Source organism: Streptosporangium sandarakinum (assembly GCF_013409935.1).
Classification (GTDB): domain Bacteria; phylum Actinomycetota; class Actinomycetes; order Streptosporangiales; family Streptosporangiaceae; genus Streptosporangium; species Streptosporangium nondiastaticum.
The window spans coordinates 3,749,385-3,775,962 of the sequence record NZ_JACCCO010000001.1; the positions used below are offsets into that span (position 1 = coordinate 3,749,385).

Below are 26,578 nucleotides of genomic sequence, written 5' to 3' on the forward strand. Positions count from 1 at the left end.
CGCCCGCGGCCGTCGACGGTCATCCGGCGCGCTTGATCTTGTTGAGCATCGGGACGGCGACGAGGAACACCCAGGTCACAAGCACGAACGGCCAGGTGAGAGTGTGACCTCCGACCACCTCGAACAGATTGCCGACAGCGGCTGTCAGCCCCGCCGCCGACACGGTGCCGATCACGGCGTAGGCGGCGCTCGCCGGGGTGACCGCGATGAAGGTGCCGAACAGCGCGAGCCCGGTCAGCGTGGAGTTGTAGCCGTACAGTCCCGCTCCCAGGTCCGCGGCCTGCGCGCCCAGCGCCCAGCCGGTGAGCAGGCCGATCAGGCTGGACACGAACGCCACCAGTCCGGTCATCCATCCGCTGACGAACAGCCCGGCCAGGAAGACCACGCCGACGTACCACTTGTTCTGGAAGAACACCTGGCCGACGCCGTTGAACGTGCCCTGCCAGAAGTAGGTCCAGCTCATCGCGGTGCCGGGAGCGGTGGCGGACGGCGGGGCCGCGCCCGCGTGGCCCGCCCAGATCCGGTGGAAGGACGGCCCCCCGATCACCATCACCGAGGTGATCACACAGAAGGGCGCGGTGAGGGTCGGCAGGCGGTACGGCGTGAGGAGCACGTTCAGCGCCGAGGTGAGCACGCTTCCGGCGATCGCGCCGACGATGACGAGCGCGACCGTCATCCACCGGACGTCCAGATAGAGCACCAGGCTGACACCGATCAGCGTGCCGCAGAAACCCTCCAGGCCCGGCCAGACCCGGTCCGGCCATGAGACGCCGAGCAGATAGGCGGTGAGCGTGGCGACCACCGTCCCCAGCAGCCCGAAGACACCGAACCGCCAGCCCCCCACGAACAACGCGAGAAGGAACACCAGGCCGGTCCAGAGACTCGACTGGAAATCGACCTGTGCGACACCCTTCGGAACGGTGCGCAGAAAGTCGAGGCCCCGCGGTCTCTCCGGGTGGGTCGTCTGCTCCTCCGGATCCGGTGCTGCGGGTGCCGAGGACAAAGACGCCAACCCCTTGGACTCCGACGGTGTGACAGGACGCGGGGATCCCACGCGCTGCGGCGATGATTCCCGGACCCCCGGACCAGCAAAAACCGCAAGAGGTCACGCTCTGGTCAATCATTTTATTCATTGCATTGACCAGATATGCGGGTATTAACCACGACTGAGGTCGCCGGCGAATTCGGGGAATCCGGACGGACGTCGAAACGTAAGTGGGAAAATGTCAACCAGCGAAAAGCCAAGAACGCCCGTGCCGGCGGGAAACGGAAGCCCTTCCCGGCCCTTCTCCGCCGCAGGTCCCACGATCAGGAGAACGGCCGGCCGGAGGACGGGCTCCGGGGCGTCATGAAGGCCTCGTGACATGCCCTCACTCCCGCGGTGGAAGCGCCTGGGCTCCAGGGCCTCGGCCGCCCACCGCAGGCTCCAACTGCGCCACGGCGAAGGAGACAGGCAGCATCTGACCAGCCTGGAGGGACTGGCCGCGCTGTCGCTGGACGCGCTCAGCTCGGTCGCCTACGGACCCGAGGAGATCGCAATCGTCCTGGCGGGCGCCGGCGCGTTCGCGGTGGGCGGCACGCTGCCGATCACTTTGGTCATCGTGGGACTGCTCATGGTGCTCGTGCTCTCCTACCGCCAGGTGATCGCCGCGCATCCCCAGGGCGGCGGCTCCTACGGGGTGGCCAAGGAGAACCTGGGCGAACGGGTGAGCATGCTGGCCGCCGCGGCGCTCATCGTCGACTACGTGCTCACCGTGGCGGTCAGCCTCGCGGCCGGGGCCGCCAGCCTGGCCTCGGCCTTCCCCGTTCTGGCCCCGTACCTCACGGAGACCTGCCTGACGGGGCTGGCACTGCTGACGGTCCTCAACCTGTACGGGATCTCCGACAGCGCGCGGGTGCTGATGGCGCCGACCATCCTGTTCGTGGTGTGCATCGCCGGCGTCGTGATACTGGGGCTGGCCCGCTCCCGGCCGGTGGCGGTGGTGGGAGCGCCCATGGTCGTTCCCGTGACCGAGACGCTGGGAGCGCTGCTGATCCTGAAGGCGTTCTCCTCCGGCTGCTCCTCACTGACCGGCGTCGAGGCCATCGCCAACGGCGTTCCCATGTTCCGCGAGCCCAGGACCGTGCGGGCACGGCGGGCCGAGCTGGCCCTCGGACTGCTGCTCGGCTCGATGCTGCTCGGACTGGCGGTGCTCATCCACCGGGACCACGTGCTGCCCCGGGAGGGGGTCACCATCCTCTCCCAGCTCACGGCCGGCTCCTACGGCACCGGCTGGGCGTACTACATGACCAGCATCGTGGTCACGCTCGGCCTCGCCCTGGCCGCGAACACCAGCTTCGGCGGCCTGCCGGTCCTGCTGAGCCTGCTGGCCCGCGATGACCGACTGCCGCACCTGTTCACACTGCGGACCGAACGCCCCGTCTACCGCTACGGCGTCGCGGTCGTGGGGGTCCTGGCCGCCGTGCTGCTGATCGCGGTGGGCGGACTGACCCACAAACTCATCCCGATGTTCGCCATCGGGGTGTTCATCGGCTTCACCATCAGCCAGGTCGGCATGGTCAGGCACTGGTGGAGCCTGCGTCCGCCCCGCTGGCTCGGCAACGTGCTGCTCAACGGCATCGGCGCCCTGCTCACCTGCGTCGCCGCCCTGGTGCTGCTCGTCTCCAAATTCAGGGAGGGCGCCTGGGTGGTCGTCATCGTCGTCCCCCTGCTCATGCTGCTGTTCGTCCGGATCCAGCGTTACTACACCGAGGTCGGCGCCGAGCTGGGGACACACCGGATACCGGCCAAACCCGCCGGGCCCGCCGAGACGGCCGGCCGGGAGAAACTGGTCATCATCCCGGTCGGCGCCGTCACCGCCATGACGGAGCGGGCCCTGAGCGCGGGCCTGGCGCTCGGCGGAGAGGTCGTCGCCGTCACGGTGTGCTCCGACTCCGCGGGCGCGGACCGCATACGCGGGCAGTGGGCGAGGTGGGACCCGGGCATCCGGCTCGAGACCATCGTGAACCCCCACCGCACGGTGGTGCATCCCGTTCTGGAGTACGTCCGCGCGGCGGACGAAACGGGCAGGTGGGTGATCGTCCTCATCCCCCTCATCGAACCGAGGCATTTCCGCTACCGGATACTGCACAACCAGCGTGGTCTCTTCATGGCCCTCGTGCTGCGGGAGCACCTCGACGTGGTCGTCGCCCTGCTGCCCTTCCGGCTCAAGATGTGACCGGACGGCGAGCCGGCGGCACCCCGCCACGGACCGCCCCTCCCGGTGCGTCCGCCCCCGCCGGACGCCGCCGGAAACGCTCCGGGCGGCGGGCCTCGTCGGGAAGGTCACGACCTGCGGCATGCCGGATCCTCGATCGGTTCACGACCCGGGAAAGCACGAAGTCCTGGCCGCTCTTCCGGCGACCAGGACTCCTGAGCTATCGAATGTGTCCGAGGGGGGACTTGAACCCCCATGCCCCGCAAAGGGCACTAGCACCTCAAGCTAGCGCGTCTGCCTATTCCGCCACCCGGACGTGGTGCCTGCACGAGAGACCGTCATCGCTCGTCGGCGGATTTAGGTTAGCAAACTCTTGGGCGTGCGTCATATCGGTTGCCCGGCGGCCCTCCCGGTGATGCCCCGCGGCCCCGGCGGCGGCAGGATGGGAGGGCAAGCCGTACCAAGCGTAAGGAGTCGACATGACCGTGCTCAGTGGCGAGGACGAGGTCGCCGAGCTGTGTCGTGACCTGATCCGGATCGACTCGACCAACACGGGGGACAACACCGGCCCCGGCGAGCGGGCCGCCGCCGAGTACGTCGCCGGGAAACTGGCCGAGGTCGGGCTGGAGCCCCGGATCCTGGAGTCGGACGACCGCCGGGCGAGCGTGATCGCCCGCATCGAGGGTGAGGACTCCTCCCGTGGCGCGCTCCTCCTGCACGGGCATCTCGACGTCGTCCCCTTCCACGCCGAGGACTGGACCCACCACCCGCTCAGCGGGGAGATCGCCGACGGCTGCGTCTGGGGACGCGGCGCGGTCGACATGAAGAACATGGACGCGATGATCCTCGCGGTCGTCCGGCAGCGGCTCAGCGAGGGCCGCCGCCCGCCGCGGGACGTGGTGCTGGCGTTCACCGCCGACGAGGAGGCCGGCGGCGCGTACGGCGCGCAGTGGCTGTCCGAAGAGCACCCCGAACTGTTCGAGGGCTGCACCGAGGCGATCGGCGAGGTCGGCGGGTTCAGCGTCTCCCTCGACGACGACCGCAGGCTCTACCTCATCGAGGCGGCGGAGAAGGGCATCGCCTGGATGCGGCTGACCGCCCGCGGCCGGGCCGGTCACGGCTCGATGCTCAGCGCCGAGAACGCGATCACCGAGCTCGCCGAGGCCGTCGGCCGGATCGGCCGCTACGAGTGGCCGGTACGGCTCACGCCCACGGTCGAGACCTTCCTCGTCGAGACCTCCCGGGCGCTGGGGGTGGAGCTCGACCTGGACGACGCCGAGGCGACCGTGGCCAAGCTCGGCCCGCTGGCCCGGATGATCGGCGCGGTGCTGCGCAACACCGCCAACCCGACCATGCTGCAGGGCGGCTACAAGGCCAACGTCATCCCGCAGACCGCGACCGCGCACGTGGACGGGCGATTCCTGCCGGGCTACGAGGACGAGTTCTTCAAGACGATCGACGAGCTGCTCGGCCCCAACGTGACCAGGGAGTTCGTCTACCACGACATCGCCCTGGAGACCGGGTTCGACGGGCCGCTGGTGCGCGCGATGGCCGACGCGCTGGCCGCGGAGGACCCGGGGGCGCTGGCCGTGCCGTACACGCTGTCCGGCGGCACGGACCTGAAGGCGTTCAGCAGGCTGGGCATGCGCGGATTCGGCTTCGCGCCGCTGCGGCTTCCCGCCGACCTGGACTTCTCCGGGATGTTCCACGGCGTGGACGAGCGGGTGCCGGTCGACTCCCTGCAGTTCGGCGTACGGGTTCTTGACCGTTTCCTGGACGCCTGCTGAACCGATCCTCGGAAAAGCATTACGGTGACTCGGTGTAGTGCTAACGTAGCTTTCCGTTGATGGGGGCGGACCATGCGAAAAGCAGGTCCACCAGAGCTTCGAGGAGGCTGCGTGGCACGCGTGCCGTATGGGCGGTGGGGGGCGTTCTCGCCCGCCGTCCGGCGCGTGCCCGCGGCCGTCTCCGTTGACGGCGCGGTCTTCGCGCGGGATGACCGGATGGCGCGGTTCGCGGCCGGCTCCCGGCTGATCGTCAGGCGAGCGCTCTCCATCGGCGGCCTGCTGGCCGCCGGATGGCTGCTCGCGGTCGTCTTCGGGCTTCTCGGCGCCGCTCCGGCCGCCGCGGACACCACCGCGGCGGCCGGACCGGCCGGTTCGCGTGCCCCCGTCTCCGCCGCTTCCGGACCGGCCGTCAAGGCCGGTGTCTTCCCCGCGGAGAGCGGCACGCCTTCGGCGTCGGGCGACGCCGAAGCGATGGCCGGGCGAGGCGTGGACGGGCTCACCAGCCAGTCCGGGCCGGTGTCCCCGGCCCCCGCCGCCGTTGACCACGGCTCCGGCACCGATGGGTTCCTGCCCCAGGGCAACGGTGGTTCCGGCCCCTCCGGGCCGGGTGTGGGGGATGTCGCGAGGTTCGTCTACGACCCGCGGCCCATGGTGCGGCGCGCCCCGCTGGCGTGCGTGCTCCCCCCTGTCGTCCGCACAGCGGCGGACGACCCCTCCTTCTCTCCTGACTGACGCCGTGTCCCGCGTGCCCGGGTTTCCCCACCGGACACGCTCACCGGCCGCGGAGCGCGTCATGGCCTCCCCTCTCCGGGGAGTCGCTCCGCCCGCCGGACGACCGGTGATCTCCAGTTCCTCGTGACGGCCGTCGGGGCTTTCCGCTGCACGCGTTCCCGTCAGGTTCTCGCGCGGCCTCGCATGCCCGCCACGAGACGTCAGGCATTCCCCCCGAACAACCGCAAGGAGCATCAAACATGCGTACGTGGGTTAAGGGCTCGACCCCCGCGGCACTGCTCGCGCTGGGTGTCATGACACTCGGCAGCGGTACGGCTTTCGCGGACACCTCCGGTGACCATTCGGTCGGCGGTGGCAACCAGGTCAACCTCCCGATCACCCTGCCGATCGACATCAGCGGCAACGCCGCCGCGGTCGCCGGGAAGTCCCGGGCGGGCTCCACGGGCGGCGCCTCCGCCGGCGCCCCGAACACCACCGGCGCCACCGGCGGCGGCGTCCCCGGAGAGACCTCCGGCAGGGGCAGCGTCCTGGGCGGCAACCAGGTCAACGCCCCGATCACCGCGCCCATCGACGCCTGCGGCAACGCGCTCTCCCTGTTCGGCCGCTCCGAGGCCGGCTGCCGGGGCGGCGCGTCGGTCTCGCGGGGCGGTGGCGGCGGGGCGGGTGGCAACCGTACGAACGGTGACCACAGTGTGGTGGGCGGTAACCAGGTGGTCGCGCCGATCACCGCTCCGGTCGATGTGTGCGGCAACTCCGTCGCGGTCGTCGGCCGGGCGGCCGCGGGGTGCCGGGGTGGTGCGTCCGTTCACGGTTCCGGCGGGGGCAGCGGTGCGGGGGGCAACGTGACCTCCGGGCGCGGGTCCGTGCTGGGCGGTAACCAGGTGGTCGCGCCGATCACCGCTCCGATCAACATCTGCGGCAACTCCGTCGCCGTCATCGGCCGGGCCTTCTCCGGCTGCGCCGGCGGAGCCAAGGTCGGTGACGACGGTCCCGGCGGTCCCGGTCACCCGGGTGGTCCCGGTCACCCAGGTGGTCCCGGTCACCCCGGCGGTCCGGGCAAGCCTGGTTACCCGGGCGGTCCGGGCCAGCCCGGCGGTCCCGGTCACCCAGGTGGTCCCGGTCAGCCCGGTGGTCCGGGTAAGCCTGGTTACCCGGGCGGGCACGGTGATCCCGGTAAGCCGGGCGGCCACGGTCGTCCCGGGCAGCCGGGCGGACACGGCCGCCCCGACGGTCCCGGTCACCCGGGTCGTCCCGGCCACCCCGGTCAGCCGGGTGGCCCGGGTCAGCCCGGCGGTCCCGGTCAGCCTGGTGGCCCCGGTCGGCCCGGCGGTGACGGCGGTTCCGGTCCGCGTCCGGGTTCCACCGGAAACGACACCGACGGCCGGTTCAGCGTCGGCGGCGGTAACCAGGTGGTCGCACCGATCACCGCACCGGTCGAGACCTGCGGCAACGCCGTCGGCAATGCCGCGGCCGGTTGCCCGGGCGGGGTGTCCGTTCCCGGCTCCGGCGGGGGGCGCGGCACCGGGGGTGCGGGGGGCAATGTGACCTCCGGGCGCGGGTCCGTGCTGGGTGGCAACCAGGTGGTCGCGCCGATCACCGCTCCGGTCGATGTGTGCGGCAACTCCGTCGCGGTCGTCGGCCGGGCGGCCGCGGGGTGCCGGGGTGGTGCGTCCGTCCACGGTTCCGGCGGGGGCAGCGGTGCGGGGGGCAACGTGACCTCCGGGCGCGGGTCCGTGCTGGGTGGCAACCAGGTGGTCGCGCCGATCACCGCTCCGATCAACATCTGCGGCAACGCGGTCGCCGTCCTCGGTGACGCCGCCGCCGGCTGCCTGGGCGGCTCCCACGCCGGTGGGCCGGGGCACTCCGGGGCCTCCGCGATGCCCACCGCCGCCCGGGCGGGCCGTACCGCGCTACTGCCCGAGATCCCCGTCCTGCCGGGCGCCCGCGGGGCCGCCCAGCACTCGGGCCGCGGATCCGGTCAGAACGCGGGTCGCGAGTCCGGCCTGAACGCGGGTCGCGGGGTCGCGCAGCACCCGGGCCGCAAGGCCGGCGCTCCGGACGCGGTCACCTCCGCCCCGGTCGGCCGTGCGCTGCCCGCCGGCGACCTCGGCCTGATGAGCGCCGCCCGGCCCGCGGGTGTGGCCGGCATGAACTCCGGCGCCCTGGCCGCCCTTCTGGTCGGTGCCATGGCCGCTCTCTCCGCCACCCTGCTCGCGGCCACCCGCCGCTTCCGGCTCGGTCGGAAGTAACGCCGAGGCGGTCCGGAACCAGCCGGAGCGGCGATCCGGACCCGGGGCCGGACACAGAGTCGGGCCCGGGGCCGGACTCAGGGCCGGACACAGAGCCGGACCCCAGAGTCGGAAGTCGACCGCCGGACGACGGGGCGGGAAGCGAGACGGCAGGTAATACATCAGTAACTCTTTGGTCATGTCCCCTCAGAGCCGCTGGGGGAGACGCGCAGGCGCTCCGCCGCCGGTGAGAGGAACCGCGGGCCCAGGCGGCCCGGGTTCCGATCGCCGGGCGGAGCGGGAGTGCTTTGCCCGTTCCGGGGGCGCGGCCCGGGGCGGGCAAAGCCATGTCGGTCCGCCGCCTTCGCGGGTCACGGGGACCGCGGCCGGTCACATCGTCCTGGCCACACGTATGATCTTGCGACGCAACCGGACGTCCCTGCGGCCGTCGGGATACAGTCGCAGACGGTCGAGCTCCCAGCCGCCGTATTCTGCGTGTTCGGTCAGGATCTGGCGGGCCGTGTCCCGGGTCGTACCGCGCGGAAGGTGGAGAACCAAGTAGGAGTAGTCCAGCACAGCGATTAGTCTCCGAGGATGGGCTGGGGGACGTCAGCACTCATAGGGCTTTATTGTGCGTCCTTGCGGCTTTCCTTGGGAGTGCGCCCGATCTGGATCGGGTAACCCGAGGGGAAGTGAACGGGGAACGAATGCGAACAGCGAGGTAGGAAGCAGCGTGCCAGCCAAGAACGGCAACGCCGGCGGAACCCGCCTGGTGATCGTCGAGTCGCCTTCCAAGGCGAAGACCATCGCCGGGTACCTCGGCCGCGGCTACATCGTGGAGTCCAGCATCGGGCATATTCGCGACCTCCCCGAGAAGGCCGACGACATCCCTGAGAAGTACAAGGGCAAGTCGTGGGCCCGCCTAGGCGTCAACGTGGAGCATGAGTTCGAACCACTCTACGTGGTCAACCCGGACAAGAAGGCCCAGGTCAGCAAGCTCAAGCAGCTCCTCAAGGACGCCGACGAGCTCTACCTCGCCACCGACGAGGACCGCGAGGGCGAGGCGATCGCCTGGCACCTGCGCGAGGTGCTCAACCCCAAGGTCCCGGTGCACCGCATGGTGTTCCACGAGATCACCCCGCGGGCGATCCAGGAGGCGGTGGCCAATCCCCGGTCGCTGAACCTGCGGCTGGTCGACGCCCAGGAGACCCGGCGCATCCTCGACCGCCTCTACGGCTACGAGGTCAGCCCCGTCCTGTGGAAGAAGGTCAAGCCCCGCCTGTCCGCCGGTCGCGTGCAGTCCGTGGCGACCCGGCTGGTCGTCGAGCGCGAGCGTGAGCGCCTGGCCTTCACCAGTGCGACCTACTGGGACCTGCAGGCGCTGTTCGACACCGGCCGCGACGAGTCGCCGAGCGAGTTCACCGCCACGCTGACCGGCGTGGACGGCAGGCGCGTCGCCCAGGGGCGCGACTTCGCCTCCACCGGCACGCTCAAGAGCGCCGGCGTGGTCCACCTGGACGAGGCCGCCGCCCGCGCCCTGGCCGCGCGGCTGGACGGCGCCGCCTACCGGGTCGAGTCCGTCGAGCGCAAGCCGTACACCCGCAAGCCGTACGCGCCGTTCCGGACGACGACGCTGCAGCAGGAGGCCAGCCGCAAGCTGGGCTTCTCGGCGAAGTCGACCATGCAGATCGCCCAGCGCCTGTACGAGAACGGCTTCATCACCTACATGCGGACCGACAGCATCACGCTGTCGGAGACGGCCGTGGCCGCGGCGCGCAACCAGGCGATCAACCTGTACGGCGCCGCCTACGTCCCTGACAAGCCGCGCGTCTACACCAGCAAGGTCAAGAACGCCCAGGAGGCGCACGAGGCGATCCGTCCCTCCGGCGAGGTGTTCCGCACGCCGGGCGAGACCGGGCTGACCGGTGACATGTTCCGGCTGTACGAGCTGATCTGGCAGCGGACCGTCGCCTCGCAGATGAAGGACGCGGTCGGCGAGTCGGTCACCGTCAAGGTGGGCGGCACGTCCAGCGCGGGCGAGCGGGTGGAGTTCAGCGCCTCCGGCCGGACGATCACCTTCCACGGTTTCCTCAAGGCCTATGTCGAGGGCGCCGACGACCCGGCCGCGGCCCGCGACGACGCCGAGCGGCGCCTGCCCAACCTCGCCGAGGGCGACCGCCTCACCGCGGCCGAGCTCAAGGCTCTGGCGCACGCCACCAAGCCGCCGGCGCGGTACACCGAGGCCACGCTCGTCAAGGAGCTTGAGGACCGGGAGATCGGCCGTCCGTCGACCTACGCGTCGATCATCGGAACGATCCTGGACCGCGGCTACGTGTTCAAGAAGGGCACGGCGCTGGTGCCGTCCTTCCTGGCGTTCGCCGTGGTCAACCTGCTGGAGCGGCACTTCGGCCACCTCGTCGACTACGACTTCACGGCCGACATGGAGAAGGTCCTCGACGACATCGCCAACGACCGGGCGGAGCGGGTGCCGGAGCTGCGCCGCTTCTACTACGGCGACGGCGGAGAGGGCGACGAGGGGCTCAAGGAGCTGGTCACCGACCTCGGCGAGATCGACGCCAGGGAGATCAGCTCCTTCCCGATCTCCGGTACCGACATCATGATCCGGGTGGGCCGCTACGGCCCCTACCTGGACCGTGACGGCGTCCGGGTGAACGTGCCGGAGGACCTGGCGCCCGACGAGCTCACCGCCGAGGTGGCCGAGGAGCTGTTCTCCCGCCCGACCGGCGTCCGCGAGCTGGGCCGGGACCCGGCCACCGGCAACCTGATCGTGGCCAAGGACGGCCGGTTCGGCCCGTACGTGACGGAGATCCTCCCCGAGGAGCCCCCGGCCGAGGGCACGAAGAAGAAGACGAAGAAGGCCGACGCCCCCAAGCCGCGCATCGAGTCGCTGTTCAAGACGATGTCCCTCGACACCGTCACCCTCGACGACGCCCTGCGCCTGCTGTCGCTGCCCAGGCTCGTCGGCGAGCTGGACGGCGAGGAGGTGAGGGCGCACAACGGCAAGTTCGGGCCGTACCTGAAGAAGGGCTCCGACTCGCGGTCGCTGGCGTCGGAGAACGACCTGTTCACGGTCACCATCGAGCAGGCCAAGGAGCTGTTCTCCCAGCCGAAGACCAGGGGGCGCCGTGCCGCCGCCGCGCCTCCGCTGCGCGAGCTCGGCGCGGACCCGGTCTCCGGCAAGCCGATCGTGGTCAAGGAGGGGCGGTTCGGCCCCTACGTGACCGACGGTGAGACGAACGCCTCGCTGCGCAAGGGTGACGAGGTCGAGCAGATCACCACAGAGCGGGCCGCCGAGCTGCTGGCGGACCGCCGCGCCCGGGGCCCGGCGCCGAAGAAGCGCCCCGCCGCCCGCCCGAAGGCCAAGACCAAGACCTGACGGCCGGGGCCGTGCCGCTGGAGCCGCCGCGTACCTGAGGGAGCTCTCAGGTACGCGGGAACGCGCCGCCTGTGTCCGGCGTTCTCGAAAGCACGCCGGACATACCGGGCACGCCGGGTCGCGGCGCGGTCCGGCGTGAGTACAGCGGTCGCCCGATCACGGTGCGGCCCGGTGCGAGTACGGCGATCACCCGGGTCACCGTGCGGTCCGGTGCGAGCGCGGCGGTCGTGCCGGGGCGATGTGACCCGGCGCGGGCACGGCGGCGGAATACGGCGGGCGCGGCGGTGGGTATGGCGGGCGCGGAGAGCGAGCGGTGGCGGGCGTGGGTTTCATAGCGATGGTCCTGACGGTGGTCGTGCTGGTCCACTACTACCTGTGGCGCCGCCTGGTGAAGGACACCACCACCCCCGGGCGGGCGCGCGTCGTGCTCACCGCGGTGCTGATGGCCCTGGCCGCGCTCCTCATCGTGATGCGGGCCGGTGAACGGCTGGCGTGGGGCCACCTGCTGGCCTGGCCGGGTTACCTCTGGCTCGCCGTGATGTTCTACCTGTTCGTCTTCCTGGTGGTGCTGGAGATCCCGCGGGCGCTGGCCCTGCTGGCCGTACGGCGGGCCGGGCGGAGGGCTCCGGAGCCGGGGCGGGAACCGGAGCGCGTGGCCGTACCGGCGTCCGCGGGGTCCGCGGGGTCCGCGGTGGCCGTGCCGAGGGCCGCGGACGTCGCGGATTCCCCGGACGCGACCGGGTCCACGGGCGCGGAGGGCTCCCAGGACACGACGCGGCACCCCGGCGCGGCGGGCGCCTCGGACGCCGGGGGAGACCCGGCCGGACCGCGCGGTCCGGCCGGGGCGCCGGTGGGGCGCAGGCTCTTCATCGGCCGCACGGTCGCCGCCGTCGCCGGGGTGGGCGCGCTGGCCGCCGTCGGGAGCGGCGTCCGCACCGCGCTCGGCGACCCGGTGATCGAGTCGGCCGGGGTCAGGCTGCCCCGGCTCGACCCGCGGCTGAACGGGCTGCGCCTGGCCGTGGTCAGCGACATCCATCTCGGTCCGCTCACCGGGGTCGGGCACACCGAGCGCATCGTCCGCATGATCAACTCGTTGGAGGCCGACGTGGTCGCCATCGTCGGCGACCTGGTCGACGGGACGGTGGCCGAGCTCGGCCCGCAGGCCAAACCGCTGCGGAACCTCGAATCCCGCTACGGCTCCTACTTCGTCACCGGCAACCACGAGTACTACACCGCGGGCGGCCCCGGCGAGTGGATCGAGGAGCTCCGGCAACTCGGTGTCCGACCGCTGCAGAACGAGCGCGTCGAGATCGCCCACGCGGGGGCCGTGCTGGACCTCGCGGGGGTCAACGACATCTCCGGCGGCCCGGCGGACGGCGCGTCCGGCGGCCCGGACTTCGAGCGCGCGCTGGGCGGCCGGGACCGCTCCCGCTCCACGGTCCTGCTGGCCCACCAGCCGGTCCAGGCGGACGAGGCGGCCCGGTACGGCGTGGACCTCCAGCTGTCCGGCCACACCCACGGCGGGCAGATGGCGCCCTTCAACCTGCTCGTCTCCCTCCAGCAGCCGATCGTCTCCGGGTTCGGCCAGGTGGGCGACACCCGGGTGTACGTCACCCGGGGCGCGGGCTTCTGGGGGCCGCCGGTCCGGGTGGGGGCGCCGCCGGAGATCACGCTGCTGGAGCTGCGCGGCTGAGCGGCCCGGCGGGCGGACGAGGGCAGGGGACGCGGGCGAGGGCAGGGGGGCGTCCGCCGCGCCTCGTGGCCGCCGGACGCGAGACGGCGCGGTCCGGCGGGTGAGATGAAAGGTGGGGTGAAAACGGTCGGGGCGGGCGGGTGGTGCGTATCACCCGGCTCATCACTCGGATGGGCATATCGGCTCGACCGGTGTTCTCCCCAGCCAGGCGGGCGTCTCGATACGCTGAGACCATGACCACCCCTGGCCCGAGCACCGCACGACGCAAGCCGCCTCACGTGCTTGCCCACACACCGTTCCGCAAGCTGTGGACGGCGATGTCGGTGTGCAGCCTGGGAGACTGGCTCAACATCATCGCGCTGACCGCCCTGGCGGGTAACCTCACCGCCGGGCAGGGGTACACCACGCAGAGCCTGGCCATCGGCGGCGTCTTCGTCGCGAAGATGCTGCCGGCGGTCCTGCTCGGCCCCGTCGCGGGCGCGTTCGCCGACCGGTTCGACCGCCGCCTGACGATGTTCACCTGCGACCTGCTCAGGTTCGCGCTGATCCTGTCGATCCCGCTGGTGCTGTCGCTCACCTCGGTCGGCAACTACCAGTGGGTGATCATCGCCACCCTCCTCGTCGAGTGCGTCAACCTCTTCTGGGTCCCGGCCAAGGACGCCACGGTCCCCAACCTGGTGCCCAAGGACCGGCTGGAGTCGGCCAACCAGCTCAACCTCCTGGTCACGTACGGCACCGCCCCGGTCGCCGCGCTGCTGTTCGCGGTGCTGTCGGTCGCCGACGACGCGCTGGGCCGGTTCATCCCGTACTTCTCCGGCCGTGACACCTACCTGGCGCTGTTCATCAACGCCGTCGCCTACCTGGTGTCGGCCGTCATCGTCTTCACGCTCAAGGAGATCCGGAGGGTCCCCTCGGGGGACATCGTGATCTCCACGCCGTCGGTGCTGCGGCAGATCGTCGAAGGCTGGCGGTTCGTCGGCGGCAACCGGGCGATCCGGGGGCTGATCATCGGCATGCTGGGCGCGTTCGCGGCCGGCGGCGCGGTGGTCGGCGTGGCCAAGATATACGTGGGCGCGCTGGGGGGCGGCGACGCCGCCTACGGCGTGGTGTTCGGCGCGGTCTTCCTCGGCATGGCCGGCGGCATGTTCTTCGGGCCCAGGCTGCTGCGGGAGCTGTCGCGGCCGAGGCTGTTCGGGCTGTCGATCATCGTCGCGGGGCTGGTGCTCGCCGCGGTCGCGGTCGTCCACAACCTGGTGATCGTGGTGATGCTCACGGTGGTCCTCGGGGCGTGCGCCGGAACCGCCTGGATCATCGGCTACACCATGATCGGGCTGGACGTGGAGGACGGCCTGCGGGGCCGTACGTTCTCGTTCCTGCAGTCACTCGCCCGGGTCACCCTGCTGCTGGTGGTCGCGGTGGCGCCCACCCTGGCCGGCCTGTTCGGCAGGCACCTGGTCCGGGTGCGCGGCGAGACGGTGTACCAATTCGACGGCTCCAACCTGGTGCTGCTGGTCGGCGGGCTGCTCGCGACGGTCGTCGGGTTCCTCGCGCTGCGCCAGATGGACGACCGCAGGGGAGTCCCGATCCTGACCGACCTGCTGGCGGCGGTGCGCGGCGAGCGGTTCGTCCCCGAGGTCGCCGAGCAGCCGCGCGGGATGTTCATCGCGTTCGAGGGCGGCGAGGGGTCGGGCAAGACCACCCAGTCCCGCCTGCTGGCGATCTGGCTGCGCGACCAGGGTTACGACGTCGTGCAGACCCGCGAGCCCGGCTCCACCAAGGTCGGCATGCGGCTGCGCGCGATCCTGCTGGACGCCGTGCACCAGGGGCTGTCGGCCCGCTCCGAGGCGCTGCTGTACGCGGCGGACCGGGCCGAGCACGTCGAGAAGGTCATCCGCCCGGCCCTCCACCGGGGGTCGATGGTCGTCTGCGACCGCTACGTCGACTCCTCGCTGGCCTACCAGGGCGCCGGGCGGTCCCTGAAGAAGGAGGACGTGGCGAAGGTCAACGAGTGGGCCACCGGCGGACTGGTCCCCGACCTGACCGTGCTCATCGACACCCCGCCGTCCATCGGGCTGACCCGGCTCGGCGGGGCCGCCGACCGGATCGAGTCCGAGCCGCTGGAGTTCCACGAGCGGGTGCGCCGCGAGTTCCGCGCGCTGGCCGCCGCCCACCCGGACCGCTACCTCGTCGTCGACGGCACCCTCGACCAGAGGGTGATCTCCGAGATCGTGCACGACCGGGTGCGCGAGATCCTGCCCGACCCGGTCCCCCGGGAGGCGGAGGACGCCACCAGCACCATCCCGGTCATCCACGACTGATCCCGGCGGTAGGTTGGTCGGGTGGGAGTCTTCGATGACCTGGTGGGCCAGGAGCGGGCGGTCGAGACGCTCCGCAGGGCCGCCGCGTCGGCGGCCGAGATCCTGTCCGGAGGTCGCGGGGCGGGGATGACCCACGCCTGGCTGTTCACCGGTCCGGCCGGGTCCGGCAAGGAGGAGGCCGCGAGGGCGTTCGCCGCCGCGCTGTTCTGCCCCGACCAGGGGTGCGGCCACTGCGACATGTGCCACCAGGTGACCGTCGGCTCCCATCCGGACCTGGAGGTGGTCCGCCCGCAGGGGCTCTCCTACGGGATCAAGGACACCCGCCAGCTCATCCTCCGCGCGGCCGGAGCCCCGACGCTGGGCCGCTGGCGGGTCGTGCTGTTCGAGGACGCCGACCGCGCCACCGAGGGCGCCTCCAACGCGCTGCTCAAGGCGATCGAGGAGCCGCCGCCGCGGACGGTCTGGCTGCTGTGCGCGCCCTCCCCGGACGACATGATGATCACCATCAGGTCCCGCTGCCGGGTGGTCACGCTCGTCACCCCGCTCGCCGCGGCCGTCGCCCACATGCTGGTCACCCGGGAGAACGTGCCGCCGGAGACGGCGGAGTTCGCGGCCAAGGCCGCCCAGGGGCAGATCGACCGGGCCCGCAGGCTGGCCCTGGACGCCGAGGCGCGCCGGCGCCGCGAGGCGGTGCTGTCCATCCCCGCCTCGCTCGCCGGCGTGGCGGAGTGCGTGACGGCCGCCGAGCGGCTGGTGAAGACGGCCGAGGAGGAGGCCGCCGCCGTCACCACGGCGCTGAACGAGTCGGAGACCACCGAGCTGCGCAAGGTCTACGGCGAGGGCTCCTCGGGCAAGGGGCTCAACAGGGGGCTGATCCGCGGCGGCGCCGGGGCGCTCAAGGAGCTGGAGGACCGGCAGAAGTCCCGGGCCACCCGGACCAAGCGCGACGTCATCGACACGGCCCTGCTCGATCTGGTGGCGTTCTACCGCGACGTGCTGGCGGTGCAGTTCGGCGCCCCCGTCGAGCTGGCCAACGACGACCGCCGCGCCGACCTGGAGAGCCAGGCCCGCTCCGCCACCCCCGAGGAGACCCTGCGCAGGATCGACGCGATCATGCTGTGCCGGGAGCGGCTGGCGGCCAACGTCAACCCGCAGATGGCGGTGGAGGCGATGACCCTCTCGCTGCGGTGGCCCGTTTCCTGACCCGGTCCCGTTCCCGGTCCTGATCCCGGTTCGGGTTCCTCCGCTTCGTCCTGGGTTCTGTCGTTGACGCGGCTTCAGAGCCCGTTCTCCGGTTTCGACCCGGGTTCCGGTTTCCTTTCCGGTGCCGACGCGGTCTCCGGTTTCCGGGCGGTTCATTTTTTTCGTGATTTCGCTGCTTCCAGCGATGTTTTCACAGGTCAGCGGCCGGTACCGAGTGCGTGGCCGGGCGGGGTCCGTTTCTGGTCCGCCGAAGCATGCAACCTTATGGATGGCTTTTGAGTCTTTAAAGGTATGCAGTGTGATTTTCCGGGATTGTCGCACCGGGGAGCCGAGACCGCGGCCGGCGCGTTCCGTGCCGGGGACGCCGCCCGGCTCCGGGGCGAGGCGCCCGGTGGTACGGCGCCGCCCCGTGGCGTGACATCCGGCGGTGCGGATCGCCCCGGGAATCGGGGTGCGGCGCCCGGCGATGCGGGTCGCCTCGGGAGTCCGGGTGCGGCGTCCGGTGGTGCGGACCGTTCCAGGGGTCGGGGTGTGGCGCCCGGCGGTGTCCCGGGCCCCGCGACGGGCGCAGGGCGGGGCGGCGCTCGCGTCGCCGTACTGATCGGTGGCGTTTTTTCGCGTCAAATCCCCTCGAAGGGGAAGTGAAGATCGTTAGAATTCCCAGCGAATTTATACACACTTGTTGCCAATTTAAGTTCTATGCGTGCTCTACGGGGTGAGCAGGCAAGACGGGGGTTCCTCAGTGGGTACGGGAACGCAGGGCGGAGCGGCCGTGGCCGGAGGCAGGAGAGCCGTCACCGGCAGGGTGGACGGCGACGACGTCCTGAGGGTCGAGTGGCCGGACCCGGACGGCGGACGGTCCGGGGCGGAGGACGGGGACATCGTCCTGCGGCACGCCGAGACCGGCGAGGAGCACGCCGGCACCGCCCTGGCCGGGCTGGCGCCGGGCATCTGGGTGGTGTCGTACCGGGGCGAGCCCATCGCCACCGACGACCCGGGTTTCTCGCTGGACGGTCTGATGGCCTACGCCGCCATGCCCCGCGAACGGGAGATCCGGGCCTTCCGTACCTCGGTCGGCACGCTCGCGCTGACCGTCCGGGAGGTCCGGCCGTACGTCGAGGTGACCGGTGTCGTCTCCGACGACGGAGTGGTCGGGGTGACGGGCATGATCGCCTACGGCGAGCCGATCGAGGGCCCCGCCCGGCTGGTGGCCGTTCCGAGGAAGGGGGCCGAGCCGGTCGGCGGCCCGGGAGCGTTTCACGGGCGGAGCTTCGAGGGCGGCGTCCGGATCGAGCCGATGGCCGACGGGCAGCGCCGCCGCCGGACCTTCTGGGACCTGTACGCCGAGGCCGACGGAGCGCGGCTGCCGCTGGCGGCACGCCTCGACGACGTCACCGACAAGAAGACCAAGGTGCGCTTCCCCGCCCAGCACGTGGGACAGGTGCGGGTGCGGCCGTACTACACCGACACCGACTCCCTGGCCGTGGCCCTGACCATCGAGGAGGAGGGCACGTGAAGATCTCCTTTCTGATCCTCAACGCCTACGGCATGGGCGGGACGATCCGCGCCACCTTCGACCTCGCCACCGAGCTGTCCCTGCGTCACGACGTCGAGGTGATCAGCGTCTTCCAGCACCTCGACCGGCCCTTCCTGCGGCTCGGCCCCCGGGTGCGGCTGCGCTCGCTGGTGGACCTGCGGGAGGGGGCCCGGGTCCGCTGGCCGTACACGAAGCGGGCCGAACGGCTGAGTGGGCAGGAGAGCGCGCTGATCCACCCGGAGGAGCGCGCCTACGCCTCCTTCAGCGCCTGGAGCGACGACGTGCTCAGACGCGAGCTGCGGCGGCTCCGCACCGACGTGCTGATCACCACTCGGGCCGGGCTGAACATCATGGCCGCCAGGTTCGCGCGCCGGAAGGTCGTCACCATCGCCCAGGAGCACCTGCACTTCGAGGCGCACAAGCCCGGCATCTTCCAGGAGATCCGGGAGTGGTACCCCAACCTGGACGCGGTGATCACCCTCACCGAGGCCGACGAGCGGGACTACCGCGCCATGCTGGGCGGCGGGCGGACGCGAGTGATCACCATCGGCAACGGCCTGCCCGCCACGCCCCGGCCCCGCTCCCGGCAGGAGAACAGGATCGTGCTGGCCGCCGGGCGGCTGGTGCCGGTCAAGGGCTACGACCGGCTGCTGAAGGCGTTCGCCCAGGTCGTCCAGAAGCGGCCCGACTGGAAGCTGCGGATCTACGGCGAGGGCCGCTCCGGCGACAAGCTGGTCCGGCAGTCCGTCAAGCTGCGCCTGCACAACAACGTCACGTTCATGGGCCCGACCGAGGACATCGAGGGAGAGCTCGCCAAGGCGTCGATCCACGCGGTCAGCTCCCGGTTCGAGGGCTTCGGCATGACCATCATCGAGGCGTTCTCCTGCGGGGTGCCGGTGGTCAGCTTCGACTGCCCGAGAGGGCCGCGCGAGATCATCACCTCCGGTCACGACGGCTTGCTGGTCCCGGCCGACGACGTCGACGCGCTGGCCGAGGGGCTGCTCCGGATGATCGACGACGAGGAGGGCCGGCATCGGATGGCCCGCAACGCGCTGGAGACGGCCGCGCGCTACGACATGTCCGTGGTCGCCGAACGCTGGGAGCGGGCCTTCGCCGAACTGGCCGGCTGACGCGGCGCCGTACGGTGAGCCGCCGTGCCGTCGTGTCGCCGTACGGCGAGCCGCCGTGCCGCCGTACGGTGAGCCGCTGGGAATCCACCGGGGCCGCCCGAGGATCCGCCGGGCCGCCGGGGCTCGCTGAGGGATCCACCGGGAAGGTCGCCGGAAAATGTACGCCGGACCGAGCAGCAGACGGCCCGGTCCGGCGTCTCTGTGACGTGACCATGTCATTCTCGGGGACGACCCCGGAACCGAAGACCGAGGCTCCTCCCCGTGCGGAGCGCCCGGCGAGGGACCGCGTCGACGTCGCGGGACTGTTCGCCGAACACCACCTCGGCCTGGTGCGGCTGGCCCTGCTCATGGTGGGCGACCAGGCCACCGCCGAGGACGTCGTGCAGGAGGCGTTCGCCCGGACGCACGCGGGACGGCTCCGCCTGCGCGATCCCGGGCGCGCGCTGGCCTACGTCCGCTCGGCGGTGCTCAACGGGGCCCGGTCGGTGCTGCGGCGCCGGGCGGTGGCGTTCCGGCGGGCCGCGCCGTACGAGCCGTCCGTCTGGTCGGCCGAACACGCGGCGCTGCTCGGCGAGGAACGCCGAGAGGTCCTGACGGCGCTGCTCGGCCTGCCGAAGCGGCAGCGCGAGGCGCTGATCCTGCGCTACTACCTCGACCTGCCCGACCAGGAGATCGCGGAGGTCATGGGCATCAGGGCCGGAACGGCCCGGTCCACCATCGCGCGCGGGCTGGCCGCCCTCGCCCGGACGCTCGGGGAGGAATCATGAGCACCGACCGGAACATCACCGAGGACCGCCTGCGCGGAGCCCTGTCGGCCGCCGCCGGGACGGTCGCGGACGTCCGCCCGCTGGCCGTACCCGTCCGCCGGCGCACGCGGCTCCCGATGCGGGTCGCCGCCGCCGCGCTGGCCGTCACGGCCGTCGCCGTCGGCGTCACGAGCCTCGCCGCACCCTCTTCGCGGCCCGGGGAGGCGATGGTCGTCGCCATGGCCGCGGGCGGTACCGGGCCGTCGGGGATGGCCGACGTCTCGGTCTTCCTGTGCAAGGACCAGGACCCCTTCCCCAACTGCGGGGGTAAGGGGATCATTGAGGCGGAACGGGAGGAGCTGCGCCGGACGCTGGCAGGCCGGCCCGAGGTGGAGAGCATCACCTTCGAGGATCAGCGGACGAACTGGGAGAACTTCCGGCGACAGAACGCGGACAACACCACGCTCCTCAACGTGATCCGCCGCGAGGACATGCCCGAGGTATTCCGGCTCCGGGTCAAGCCGGGTACGGACTCCCTGGCCCTGACGCGGGCGGCGGGCGGGCTACCCGGTGTGTCCAACGCCGTCGACACCCGGTGCCTGCTCGAGAGGATCCCCCCGTGGGGGACGATCAAGCGCATGCTCCCGTGGGGGGACGACCCGCAGCAGTGTTCCTTCCCCGGCTTCACCCCTCCGGACGGGGAGTGACGGTTCGTCCCGGCTGAGCGGAGAATCCGGGGGTCCGCTGCGGTGGTCCGGCGCGTAGGGTGGCGGGGAGGGCGCCAGCCGTACCCCCTGCAGTTTGGAGCCTCTTGACTACTCTCCGCCCTGAGGGACGGGGACTCCGGCCCTCGCGGGCTGGAGTTCCTGCTTCACCGGCGACCGCACCCGGGAGGACCCGGAGTGTCTGACGTCACCTCCACAGGCCGACACGGCAAGACCTGCCGCCAGAATGTTCTTCGCGGCGTTGACGTCCCGGTCGTGCCGGGTGCCGCAGGACGGGCACTGCCACGTCCGGGTGCCGAGCGAGAGTTCGGCGAGCAGGTGCCCGCACGCCGAGCAGGTCTTGCTGGACGGGTACCAGCGGTCGATCACGATCAGGTGGCGGCCGTGTTTGGCGGCCTTGTACTCCAGCATGCGGCGGAAGGCGCCCCATCCGCAGTCGGAGATCGCCTTGGCCAGGCTCCGGTTGCGGACCATGTTCGCCACCGCGAGGTCTTCGATCACGATCACGTCGTGGTCGCGGACCAGCCGGGCCGAGGTGCGGTGCAAAAAGTCGGCGCGGGAGGCGCGGACCTTGCGGTGCGCGCGGGCGACCTTCGCCTTCGCTTTGGCCCGGTTGCTGCTACCGCGCTGTTTGCGGGCCATGCGCCGCTGGTAGCGGGCCAGGTTGCGCTCCCGCTCGGTCAGGTGGCGCGGGTTGGCGATCGTCTCGCCGTCGGAGGTGACGGCGAAATCCTTCACCCCGACGTCCACACCCACGACCCGGCCGGTCGCCGGGGCCTGCTCCGGGTCGTCGACATCGACGGCGAAGGAGGCGTACCAGCGCCCATCCGGGTCACACGAGATGGTCACCGTGGTCGGGTCGATGGTGGCCGGGTCGATGTCCGGCCAGGACCACACGAACGCCAGGGGCGCGTCCATCTTCGCCAGGAACAGGCGACCGTCGCGGTAGCGGAAGGCCGAGCGGGTGTACTCGGCGCTCTGGCGGCCGGTGCGGGACTTGTAACGGGGGTACTTGGCGCGTCCGGCGAAGAAGTTGGTGAAGGCGACCTGCTGGTGGCGGATGGCCTGCTGCAGCGGGACCGACGACACCTCGTTCAGCCACGCCAGCTCATCGGTGGCCTTCATCGCCGTCAGATGGGCGTTGGCCTGGGTGAAGTTCGTCGTGACCCCTTCGCCGTGGTAGCGGGCGTGCCGCCAGGCCAGGGTGCGGTTCCACACCACGCGTACGCAACCGAACGTGCGGCTCAGCGTGGCCGCCTGCTCGGGGGTGGGGTAGGCCCGCACCTTGTAGGCCGTACGCACATTCGAATCTTATTAGAAGTCGCTGTATCCGGTAAGCCGTTTGGCACTGTGCCGCGTTTCCTCCCGGCTCTGAAGGACCGGGTTTCCACGCTCAAGGAGTTTCGATGAGCATGATCATGGCGGTGAGTTTCACCCGCTACGGCCGTCTTTACTACCTCGACCCCGGCGAGCACAGCCCCAAGGTCGGCGACAAGGTGCTCGTGCCGACCGACGCCGGGCCCGAGGTGGCCGAATGCGTGTGGGCTCCGCAGTGGACCAGCGAGGAGATCGGTGACCTGCCGGTGTGCGCGGGCATCGCCGGCGAGGAGCACCTGACACGCGACGAGAGCAACAGGCGGCGGCGCGCCGAGGCCAGAAGCGTCTCCAAACGGCTCATCAAGCGGCACACCCTGCCGATGAAGGTCGTCGGCGTCGACTACCTCGACGCCGACAACGTCTACACCGTCTACTTCTCCGCCCCGCACCGCGTCGACTTCCGCGCCCTCGTCCGCGACCTCGCCCGAAACCTGCGCGCCCGGGTCGAGCTGCGGCAGATCGGCCCGCGTGACGAGGCCCGCCTGCAGGGTGGCATCGGCCCGTGCGGCCGCGACCTGTGCTGCGCGACCTTCCTGAAGGACTTCGAGCCCGTCTCGGTGCGGATGGCCAAGGACCAGAACCTCCCGGTCAACCCGATGCGGATCGCGGGGGCGTGCGGACGGCTGATGTGCTGCCTGAAGTACGAGCACCCCCTCTACATGGAGGCCAACCGCACGATGCCCCGGGTCGGGTCGAAGGTGGACACCCCCGAGGGGCCCGGCACCGTCGTCGGGCGCAACGTCCCCTCCGACTCGGTGACGGTACGGCTGGACGAGGGCGGCCGCCGCTGCGCCTGCCCGTCGGCCTCGGTCTGCTCACCCCGCAAACAGCACGACGCGATGTACGGCACGGCACCGGAGACCGCCTCCGGAGGTTAGACGGACTCCGGAGGCCGGGGCGGGTGCGGCGGGAGGTCGGCGCCGGCGCCGGGGCGGAGGCCGGCTGAGCCGCGAGACCGGGGTGGACGGCGCCCGCGCGATGACGGCGGGCCGGCGTGTGTTCCGACACGGGGAAATCCGTTGGACGATCCGCCCGGAGGGCTGTCAGCCTCGGAACATGGTTGCGGAGGCGGCGAAGCGATCGTTCGACGATCTGGTGGCGGAGGCCGAGTCGGTCTCGGTCGACGGCTGGGACTTCTCCTGGCTGGACGGCCGGGCGACCGAGGAACGGCCCTCCTGGGGATACTCGCGGCTGATGGCCGAGCGCATGGCGCGCGCCCACGCCGCACTGGACGTCCAGACCGGTGGCGGTGAGGTGCTCGCGGGCGTTCCGCGGCTTCCCGCCGTGACGGTCGCCACCGAGTCCTGGCCGCCGAACATCACCCGCGCCGCCGCGAGGCTGCGCCCGCGCGGGGTCGCGGTCGTCGCCGACGACGACGAGCCGAGGCTCCCGTTCCAGGACGGCGCCTTCGACCTGGTGACGAGCCGCCACCCGGTGACCACCTGGTGGGAGGAGATCGCCCGGGTGCTCCGGCCCGGCGGGACGTATCTCTCCCAGGAGGTCGGCTCGGGGAGCGTCGGGGAGCTGACGGAGTTCTTCATGGGGCCGCAGCCGCACGGCACCGCCCGCGACCCCGAGCGGGCCCGGGCCGCCGCCGAGGACGCCGGCCTGGAGGTGCTCGACCTCAGGTGGGAGCGGCTGTCCACCGTCTTCCACGACGTCGGCGCGGTGATCTACTTCCTCCGGAAGGTGATCTGGATCGTCCCCGGCTTCTCCGCCGGCCGTTACCGCGCCGAACTCCGGGAGCTCCACGACCGCATACAGGACGAGGGGCCCTTCGTCGCGTACGCGACCCGCTTCCTCATCGAGGCCCGCAAACCCCTTCCCGCCTGAGGCGCGTTCCGCTGAGCCGGGACCGGGCGGTCGGCCCTTGGGCCTCACGCCAGACGGTCCCGGACCCGGCGTGAGGCCAGGAGGCCGCCGGGCCTCACGCCGGGTCCGGAGTGCTCCGCTCCCGGTGAAGAAGGCTGGGCGGCGCGAAGGAGGGGCCGGTACGGTCCCGGGCATGACGAAGATCCGGATCAACGGGGCCGAGTTCGGATACGACGAGGCCGGCGACGGCCCGGCGGTCGTGCTGGTGCACGCCGGCTGCGCCGACCGGCGCATGTGGGACCACCAGTTCCGGGCGCTGGCGGAGACCCACCGGGTGATCCGCTACGACTGGCGGGGGTACGGCGAGACCGACGCCGCGACCGGTGACTTCTCCCACCATGACGACCTGCTCGCACTGCTCGACGCGCTGGGCGTGGAGCGGGCCGCGCTGGTCGGCGGCTCGGCCGGCGGCGGGATCGCCCTGGACACCGTGCTCTCCGCGCCCGAGCGGGTGACCGGGCTCGTCCTGGTCGCCCCTGCCGTCTCCGGTCACGAGTGGCCGGCGTCGATGCTCGCGCGGTACCGGGAGTGGGTGCACGACGTGATCGGAGTGGACCGGCTCCGGTGGTACCGCCAGGGGAAGGCCGAATCCCTCGACGAGGCGGAACTGGAGGCGTACTCGGCGGCGGAGACGGAGTTCCTGGTGGCCGGGCCGGACCGCGACCGCCACGACCTCACCCCCGAGGTGTGGGCGGCGGCGCTGGAGATGGACCGGCTGCTGAACCGGCGGTCCTGGACCGAGGGGCCGCCTGCCGCCTCCCGCAAGCTGGACCCCCCGGCGAAGGGCCGGCTCGATGAGGTCAGGGTGCCGACCCTGATGGTCACCGGCCTCGCGGACGGGCCGGAGATCCTGGAGCTGGCCGATCTGGTGACACGGGGGATCAAGCAGGCCCGCCGGGTCGACATCCCGGACACCGGCCACCTGCCGCCGCTGGAGCGCCCTGCGGAGTTCACCGCCGCCCTGAAGGACTTCCTGTCGGCGCTGTAGAGCGCCCCTGGGACCGGGACCGGGACCGGGACCGGGACGACGGCGACGGGAACCGCGGGAGGGGGCGGGGTCGCAGATGCGGGCCGTGGGACCGTAGCGGCAGGCCATGGGGTCGTGGAGGCGGGCCGTGGGGTTGTCGCGGCGGGCCGTGGGGGGAGGCCGGTGCCGTGGCCGTGGGTCGTGGAGGCCGCGCCGTACGGGCGGGGTCAGGGGAGGAGGCCGGCGCGGGTGCCGGCGGTGGCGTCCAGCGCGCGGTGTTCCCGGCGGCGTCGATCCGCGCCGCGCCGCGCGCGCAGCTCCAGTTCCTCCAGACGAGCCTCGGTGTCGAGCCGGACGCGCCTGTTGTAGACCATCTCCTGCGCCTGGTTCGTCCGGTCCACCATGCGGTCGTAGGCGGTCGTCCCGCTCATGATCTTGACGAGGACGGGCAGGCAGTCGACGAGGATCAGGAAGAAGCGGAGCAGCCACGTCGCCTGCCTGAGGTAGACGTTCGTCGCGGTGACCTCGTGCAGCGCCCGCATGCGCTCCAGCAGGCCGACGGGGTCGTCCTTGCCGGGCATCGCGGCCAGCCGTTCCTCGACGCGCGCGTCCAGCCGCCGTTCGAAGTCGGCCTGCCGCTCGGCGAGCGGGCCGCGCAGTGCCGATATCCGGCCCTCCAGTCTCTGGAGCTTCCGCTGGTTCTCCCCCAGCCCGCTGCGGTCCATGAAACGCTTGGCGGCGGCGTCGAGGCGTCTGCAGAGCGGCCCCATGCCCCTCCTGCCGCTCAGGCCCTCACCGCTTTCACCGGCGCATTCGGCCGTCGCCTGGTCCACCAGCCTGTCGTACCGATCCCGGTCGGCGGCGACCTGCGTCCGCAGCGTGCCGGCGTCGCGTTCCAGGCTGCTCAGCCGGTTGAGGTCGGCGTCGGCCGTCGAGGTCAGCAGCCTGGCGTTCGTGCAGTCCCGGTGGCCGGAGGTCCTGCCGGGCACCCGCGAGTTGCACTCCAGCAGCCGGTCGCGTTCCGCGATCAGCGCGGTCTCGCGGCCGTTGATCACGTGCTGGACCACGGCGGTCTCGAAGACCCGCAGGACCAGGGGCTCGGCGATGATGAAACCCAGCACCACCGCGACGAGCAGCCGGGGGACCAGCAGCATCAGCCTGGCCCGCCAGGTTCCGGTGACGGTCGAGACGAGCCAGCGGTCGAGGTTGAGCACGATGAGCGCCCACACCACGACGGGGATGAGCATGGCGACGTGGGCGCCGCCCAGGACCTGGCTCAGCGCGAACCACATCGAGATCCCGGCGACGACGGCCGTTCCCAGGACCACGCCGCCGAGGCCGACGTAGCGGGTCCGCTCCAGCGGTATGCGGCCCAGGACACCCTCGTCCACGCCCGCCAGCGTCCGCAGTCGCCTGCCCAGGCCGGGCCGTCCGGCGGCCACCTCGTCCGCGGCCCTCGAACCGCCCGGGGTGGCGAGGGGGCGTGTGAAATGGCTGCTTCCCATGGATTCTTTCCGGTTTCCCGCGCGTCGCCGCCGCTACCTGGTCGGAGTCACCCGGATGGGTGAGGGGCGGGACGTTCCTCGTCAGTGGGAATGCGTCCAGCCGGTTATGAAGAATGAGACTCAGAATGCATTGGTTCATGTTCGTACCACGCTCATCGCTATCG

Annotated in this window: 19 protein-coding genes and 1 tRNA gene; 15 read left to right on the forward strand and 5 right to left on the reverse strand. The window is 71.7% G+C overall.

The genetic code is table 11. The annotated features are described in order from the left end of the window. Positions 1–19 precede the first annotated feature (19 nt). Positions 20–1,054: an urea transporter gene (locus HDA43_RS16975; RefSeq protein ID WP_312873327.1), complete on the reverse strand. Its 1,035-nt coding sequence runs from the start codon at positions 1,052–1,054 to the stop codon at positions 20–22. 310 nt (positions 1,055–1,364) lie between these two features. On the opposite strand from HDA43_RS16975, the gene HDA43_RS16980 reads away from it, so the two are divergent. Next, positions 1,365–3,218 (forward strand): APC family permease, encoded by a 1,854-nt coding sequence (locus HDA43_RS16980; protein WP_179821881.1) that lies wholly within the window; start codon positions 1,365–1,367, stop codon positions 3,216–3,218. Positions 3,219–3,427: 209 nt separating this feature from the next. Here the strand turns inward: HDA43_RS16980 and HDA43_RS16985 are convergent. Then, positions 3,428–3,513, reverse strand: a tRNA-Leu gene (locus HDA43_RS16985). Positions 3,514–3,676: 163 nt separating this feature from the next. On the opposite strand from HDA43_RS16985, the gene HDA43_RS16990 reads away from it, so the two are divergent. From HDA43_RS16990 to HDA43_RS35090, 3 genes are all read left to right on the forward strand, one after another. Then, on the forward strand, positions 3,677–4,984 hold the full coding sequence (locus HDA43_RS16990) for a M20/M25/M40 family metallo-hydrolase (RefSeq protein ID WP_179821882.1): 1,308 nt from the start codon (positions 3,677–3,679) through the stop codon (positions 4,982–4,984). Positions 4,985–5,095: 111 nt separating this feature from the next. Further along, positions 5,096–5,716, forward strand: a complete 621-nt coding sequence (locus HDA43_RS16995) for a hypothetical protein (RefSeq protein WP_179821883.1) — start codon at positions 5,096–5,098, stop codon at positions 5,714–5,716. Between the two features lie 239 nt (positions 5,717–5,955). After that, positions 5,956–7,965 carry a chaplin family protein gene (locus HDA43_RS35090; RefSeq protein WP_179821884.1) on the forward strand — a complete coding sequence of 670 codons (2,010 nt, stop codon included), beginning with the start codon at positions 5,956–5,958 and terminating at the stop codon, positions 7,963–7,965. Positions 7,966–8,334: 369 nt separating this feature from the next. Here HDA43_RS35090 and HDA43_RS35095 read toward each other — a convergent pair whose 3' ends face one another. Further along, on the reverse strand, positions 8,335–8,520 hold the full coding sequence (locus HDA43_RS35095) for a DUF5703 family protein (RefSeq protein WP_189247016.1): 186 nt from the start codon (positions 8,518–8,520) through the stop codon (positions 8,335–8,337). Positions 8,521–8,677: 157 nt separating this feature from the next. On the opposite strand from HDA43_RS35095, the gene topA reads away from it, so the two are divergent. The 8 genes from topA to HDA43_RS17040 all read left to right on the forward strand — a co-directional run bounded on the left by topA (position 8,678) and on the right by HDA43_RS17040 (position 20,675). Beyond that, entirely contained in the window at positions 8,678–11,341 is a 2,664-nt protein-coding gene (gene topA / locus HDA43_RS17005; protein ID WP_179821885.1) for a type I DNA topoisomerase, read from the forward strand. A gap of 322 nt (positions 11,342–11,663) precedes the next feature. After that, complete coding sequence (locus tag HDA43_RS17010) at positions 11,664–13,034, forward strand: metallophosphoesterase (RefSeq protein WP_312873329.1); 1,371 nt, start codon at positions 11,664–11,666, stop codon at positions 13,032–13,034. Between the two features lie 233 nt (positions 13,035–13,267). Further along, positions 13,268–15,352 carry a dTMP kinase gene (gene tmk, locus HDA43_RS17015; protein ID WP_179821886.1) on the forward strand — a complete coding sequence of 695 codons (2,085 nt, stop codon included), beginning with the start codon at positions 13,268–13,270 and terminating at the stop codon, positions 15,350–15,352. A 21-nt stretch (positions 15,353–15,373) separates the two neighbouring features. Continuing rightward, on the forward strand, positions 15,374–16,555 hold the full coding sequence (locus tag HDA43_RS17020) for a DNA polymerase III subunit delta' (protein WP_179821887.1): 1,182 nt from the start codon (positions 15,374–15,376) through the stop codon (positions 16,553–16,555). A gap of 772 nt (positions 16,556–17,327) precedes the next feature. Continuing rightward, positions 17,328–18,071 carry a hypothetical protein gene (locus tag HDA43_RS17025; RefSeq protein ID WP_179821888.1) on the forward strand — a complete coding sequence of 248 codons (744 nt, stop codon included), beginning with the start codon at positions 17,328–17,330 and terminating at the stop codon, positions 18,069–18,071. After that, positions 18,068–19,222 carry a glycosyltransferase family 4 protein gene (locus tag HDA43_RS36420; RefSeq protein ID WP_179821889.1) on the forward strand — a complete coding sequence of 385 codons (1,155 nt, stop codon included), beginning with the start codon at positions 18,068–18,070 and terminating at the stop codon, positions 19,220–19,222. The genes HDA43_RS17025 and HDA43_RS36420 overlap by 4 nt, the downstream gene beginning before the upstream one ends. A gap of 212 nt (positions 19,223–19,434) precedes the next feature. Then, positions 19,435–19,989: a SigE family RNA polymerase sigma factor gene (locus tag HDA43_RS17035; protein ID WP_179823347.1), complete on the forward strand. Its 555-nt coding sequence runs from the start codon at positions 19,435–19,437 to the stop codon at positions 19,987–19,989. Beyond that, positions 19,986–20,675 carry a permease-like cell division protein FtsX gene (locus HDA43_RS17040; RefSeq protein ID WP_179821890.1) on the forward strand — a complete coding sequence of 230 codons (690 nt, stop codon included), beginning with the start codon at positions 19,986–19,988 and terminating at the stop codon, positions 20,673–20,675. Before HDA43_RS17035 ends, HDA43_RS17040 begins: the two co-directional genes overlap by 4 nt. A 108-nt stretch (positions 20,676–20,783) precedes the next feature. Here HDA43_RS17040 and HDA43_RS17045 read toward each other — a convergent pair whose 3' ends face one another. Then, on the reverse strand, positions 20,784–21,995 hold the full coding sequence (locus HDA43_RS17045) for an RNA-guided endonuclease InsQ/TnpB family protein (protein ID WP_179821891.1): 1,212 nt from the start codon (positions 21,993–21,995) through the stop codon (positions 20,784–20,786). A gap of 110 nt (positions 21,996–22,105) precedes the next feature. Between HDA43_RS17045 and HDA43_RS17050 the strand changes: the two genes are divergently transcribed. From HDA43_RS17050 to HDA43_RS17060, 3 genes are all read left to right on the forward strand, one after another. After that, on the forward strand, positions 22,106–22,948 hold the full coding sequence (locus tag HDA43_RS17050) for a PSP1 domain-containing protein (RefSeq protein ID WP_179823349.1): 843 nt from the start codon (positions 22,106–22,108) through the stop codon (positions 22,946–22,948). Positions 22,949–23,126: 178 nt separating this feature from the next. Further along, positions 23,127–23,903 (forward strand): class I SAM-dependent methyltransferase, encoded by a 777-nt coding sequence (locus HDA43_RS17055; RefSeq protein WP_179821892.1) that lies wholly within the window; start codon positions 23,127–23,129, stop codon positions 23,901–23,903. Between the two features lie 172 nt (positions 23,904–24,075). Continuing rightward, positions 24,076–24,930, forward strand: a complete 855-nt coding sequence (locus HDA43_RS17060; RefSeq protein ID WP_179821893.1) for an alpha/beta fold hydrolase — start codon at positions 24,076–24,078, stop codon at positions 24,928–24,930. A gap of 206 nt (positions 24,931–25,136) precedes the next feature. On the opposite strand, the gene HDA43_RS17065 is transcribed toward HDA43_RS17060, so the two are convergent. Continuing rightward, positions 25,137–26,414, reverse strand: coding sequence for a DUF4407 domain-containing protein (locus HDA43_RS17065; RefSeq protein WP_179821895.1), 1,278 nt, complete (start codon positions 26,412–26,414; stop codon positions 25,137–25,139). Positions 26,415–26,578: the final 164 nt, after the last annotated feature.

What these genes read in the sequence shown, in the direction of transcription:
- HDA43_RS17065 (WP_179821895.1), bottom strand. Translation starts at nt 26,414, where the DNA reads ATGGGAAGCAGCCATTTCACACGCCCCCTCGCCACCCCGGGCGGTTCG.
- HDA43_RS17050 (WP_179823349.1), top strand. Translation starts at nt 22,106, where the DNA reads ATGATCATGGCGGTGAGTTTCACCCGCTACGGCCGTCTTTACTACCTC.
- tmk (WP_179821886.1), top strand. Translation starts at nt 13,268, where the DNA reads ATGACCACCCCTGGCCCGAGCACCGCACGACGCAAGCCGCCTCACGTG.
- HDA43_RS17035 (WP_179823347.1), top strand. Translation starts at nt 19,435, where the DNA reads ATGTCATTCTCGGGGACGACCCCGGAACCGAAGACCGAGGCTCCTCCC.
- HDA43_RS17040 (WP_179821890.1), top strand. Translation starts at nt 19,986, where the DNA reads ATGAGCACCGACCGGAACATCACCGAGGACCGCCTGCGCGGAGCCCTG.
- HDA43_RS17060 (WP_179821893.1), top strand. Translation starts at nt 24,076, where the DNA reads ATGACGAAGATCCGGATCAACGGGGCCGAGTTCGGATACGACGAGGCC.
- HDA43_RS16980 (WP_179821881.1), top strand. Translation starts at nt 1,365, where the DNA reads ATGCCCTCACTCCCGCGGTGGAAGCGCCTGGGCTCCAGGGCCTCGGCC.
- HDA43_RS16990 (WP_179821882.1), top strand. Translation starts at nt 3,677, where the DNA reads ATGACCGTGCTCAGTGGCGAGGACGAGGTCGCCGAGCTGTGTCGTGAC.
- HDA43_RS17055 (WP_179821892.1), top strand. Translation starts at nt 23,127, where the DNA reads ATGGTTGCGGAGGCGGCGAAGCGATCGTTCGACGATCTGGTGGCGGAG.
- HDA43_RS35090 (WP_179821884.1), top strand. Translation starts at nt 5,956, where the DNA reads ATGCGTACGTGGGTTAAGGGCTCGACCCCCGCGGCACTGCTCGCGCTG.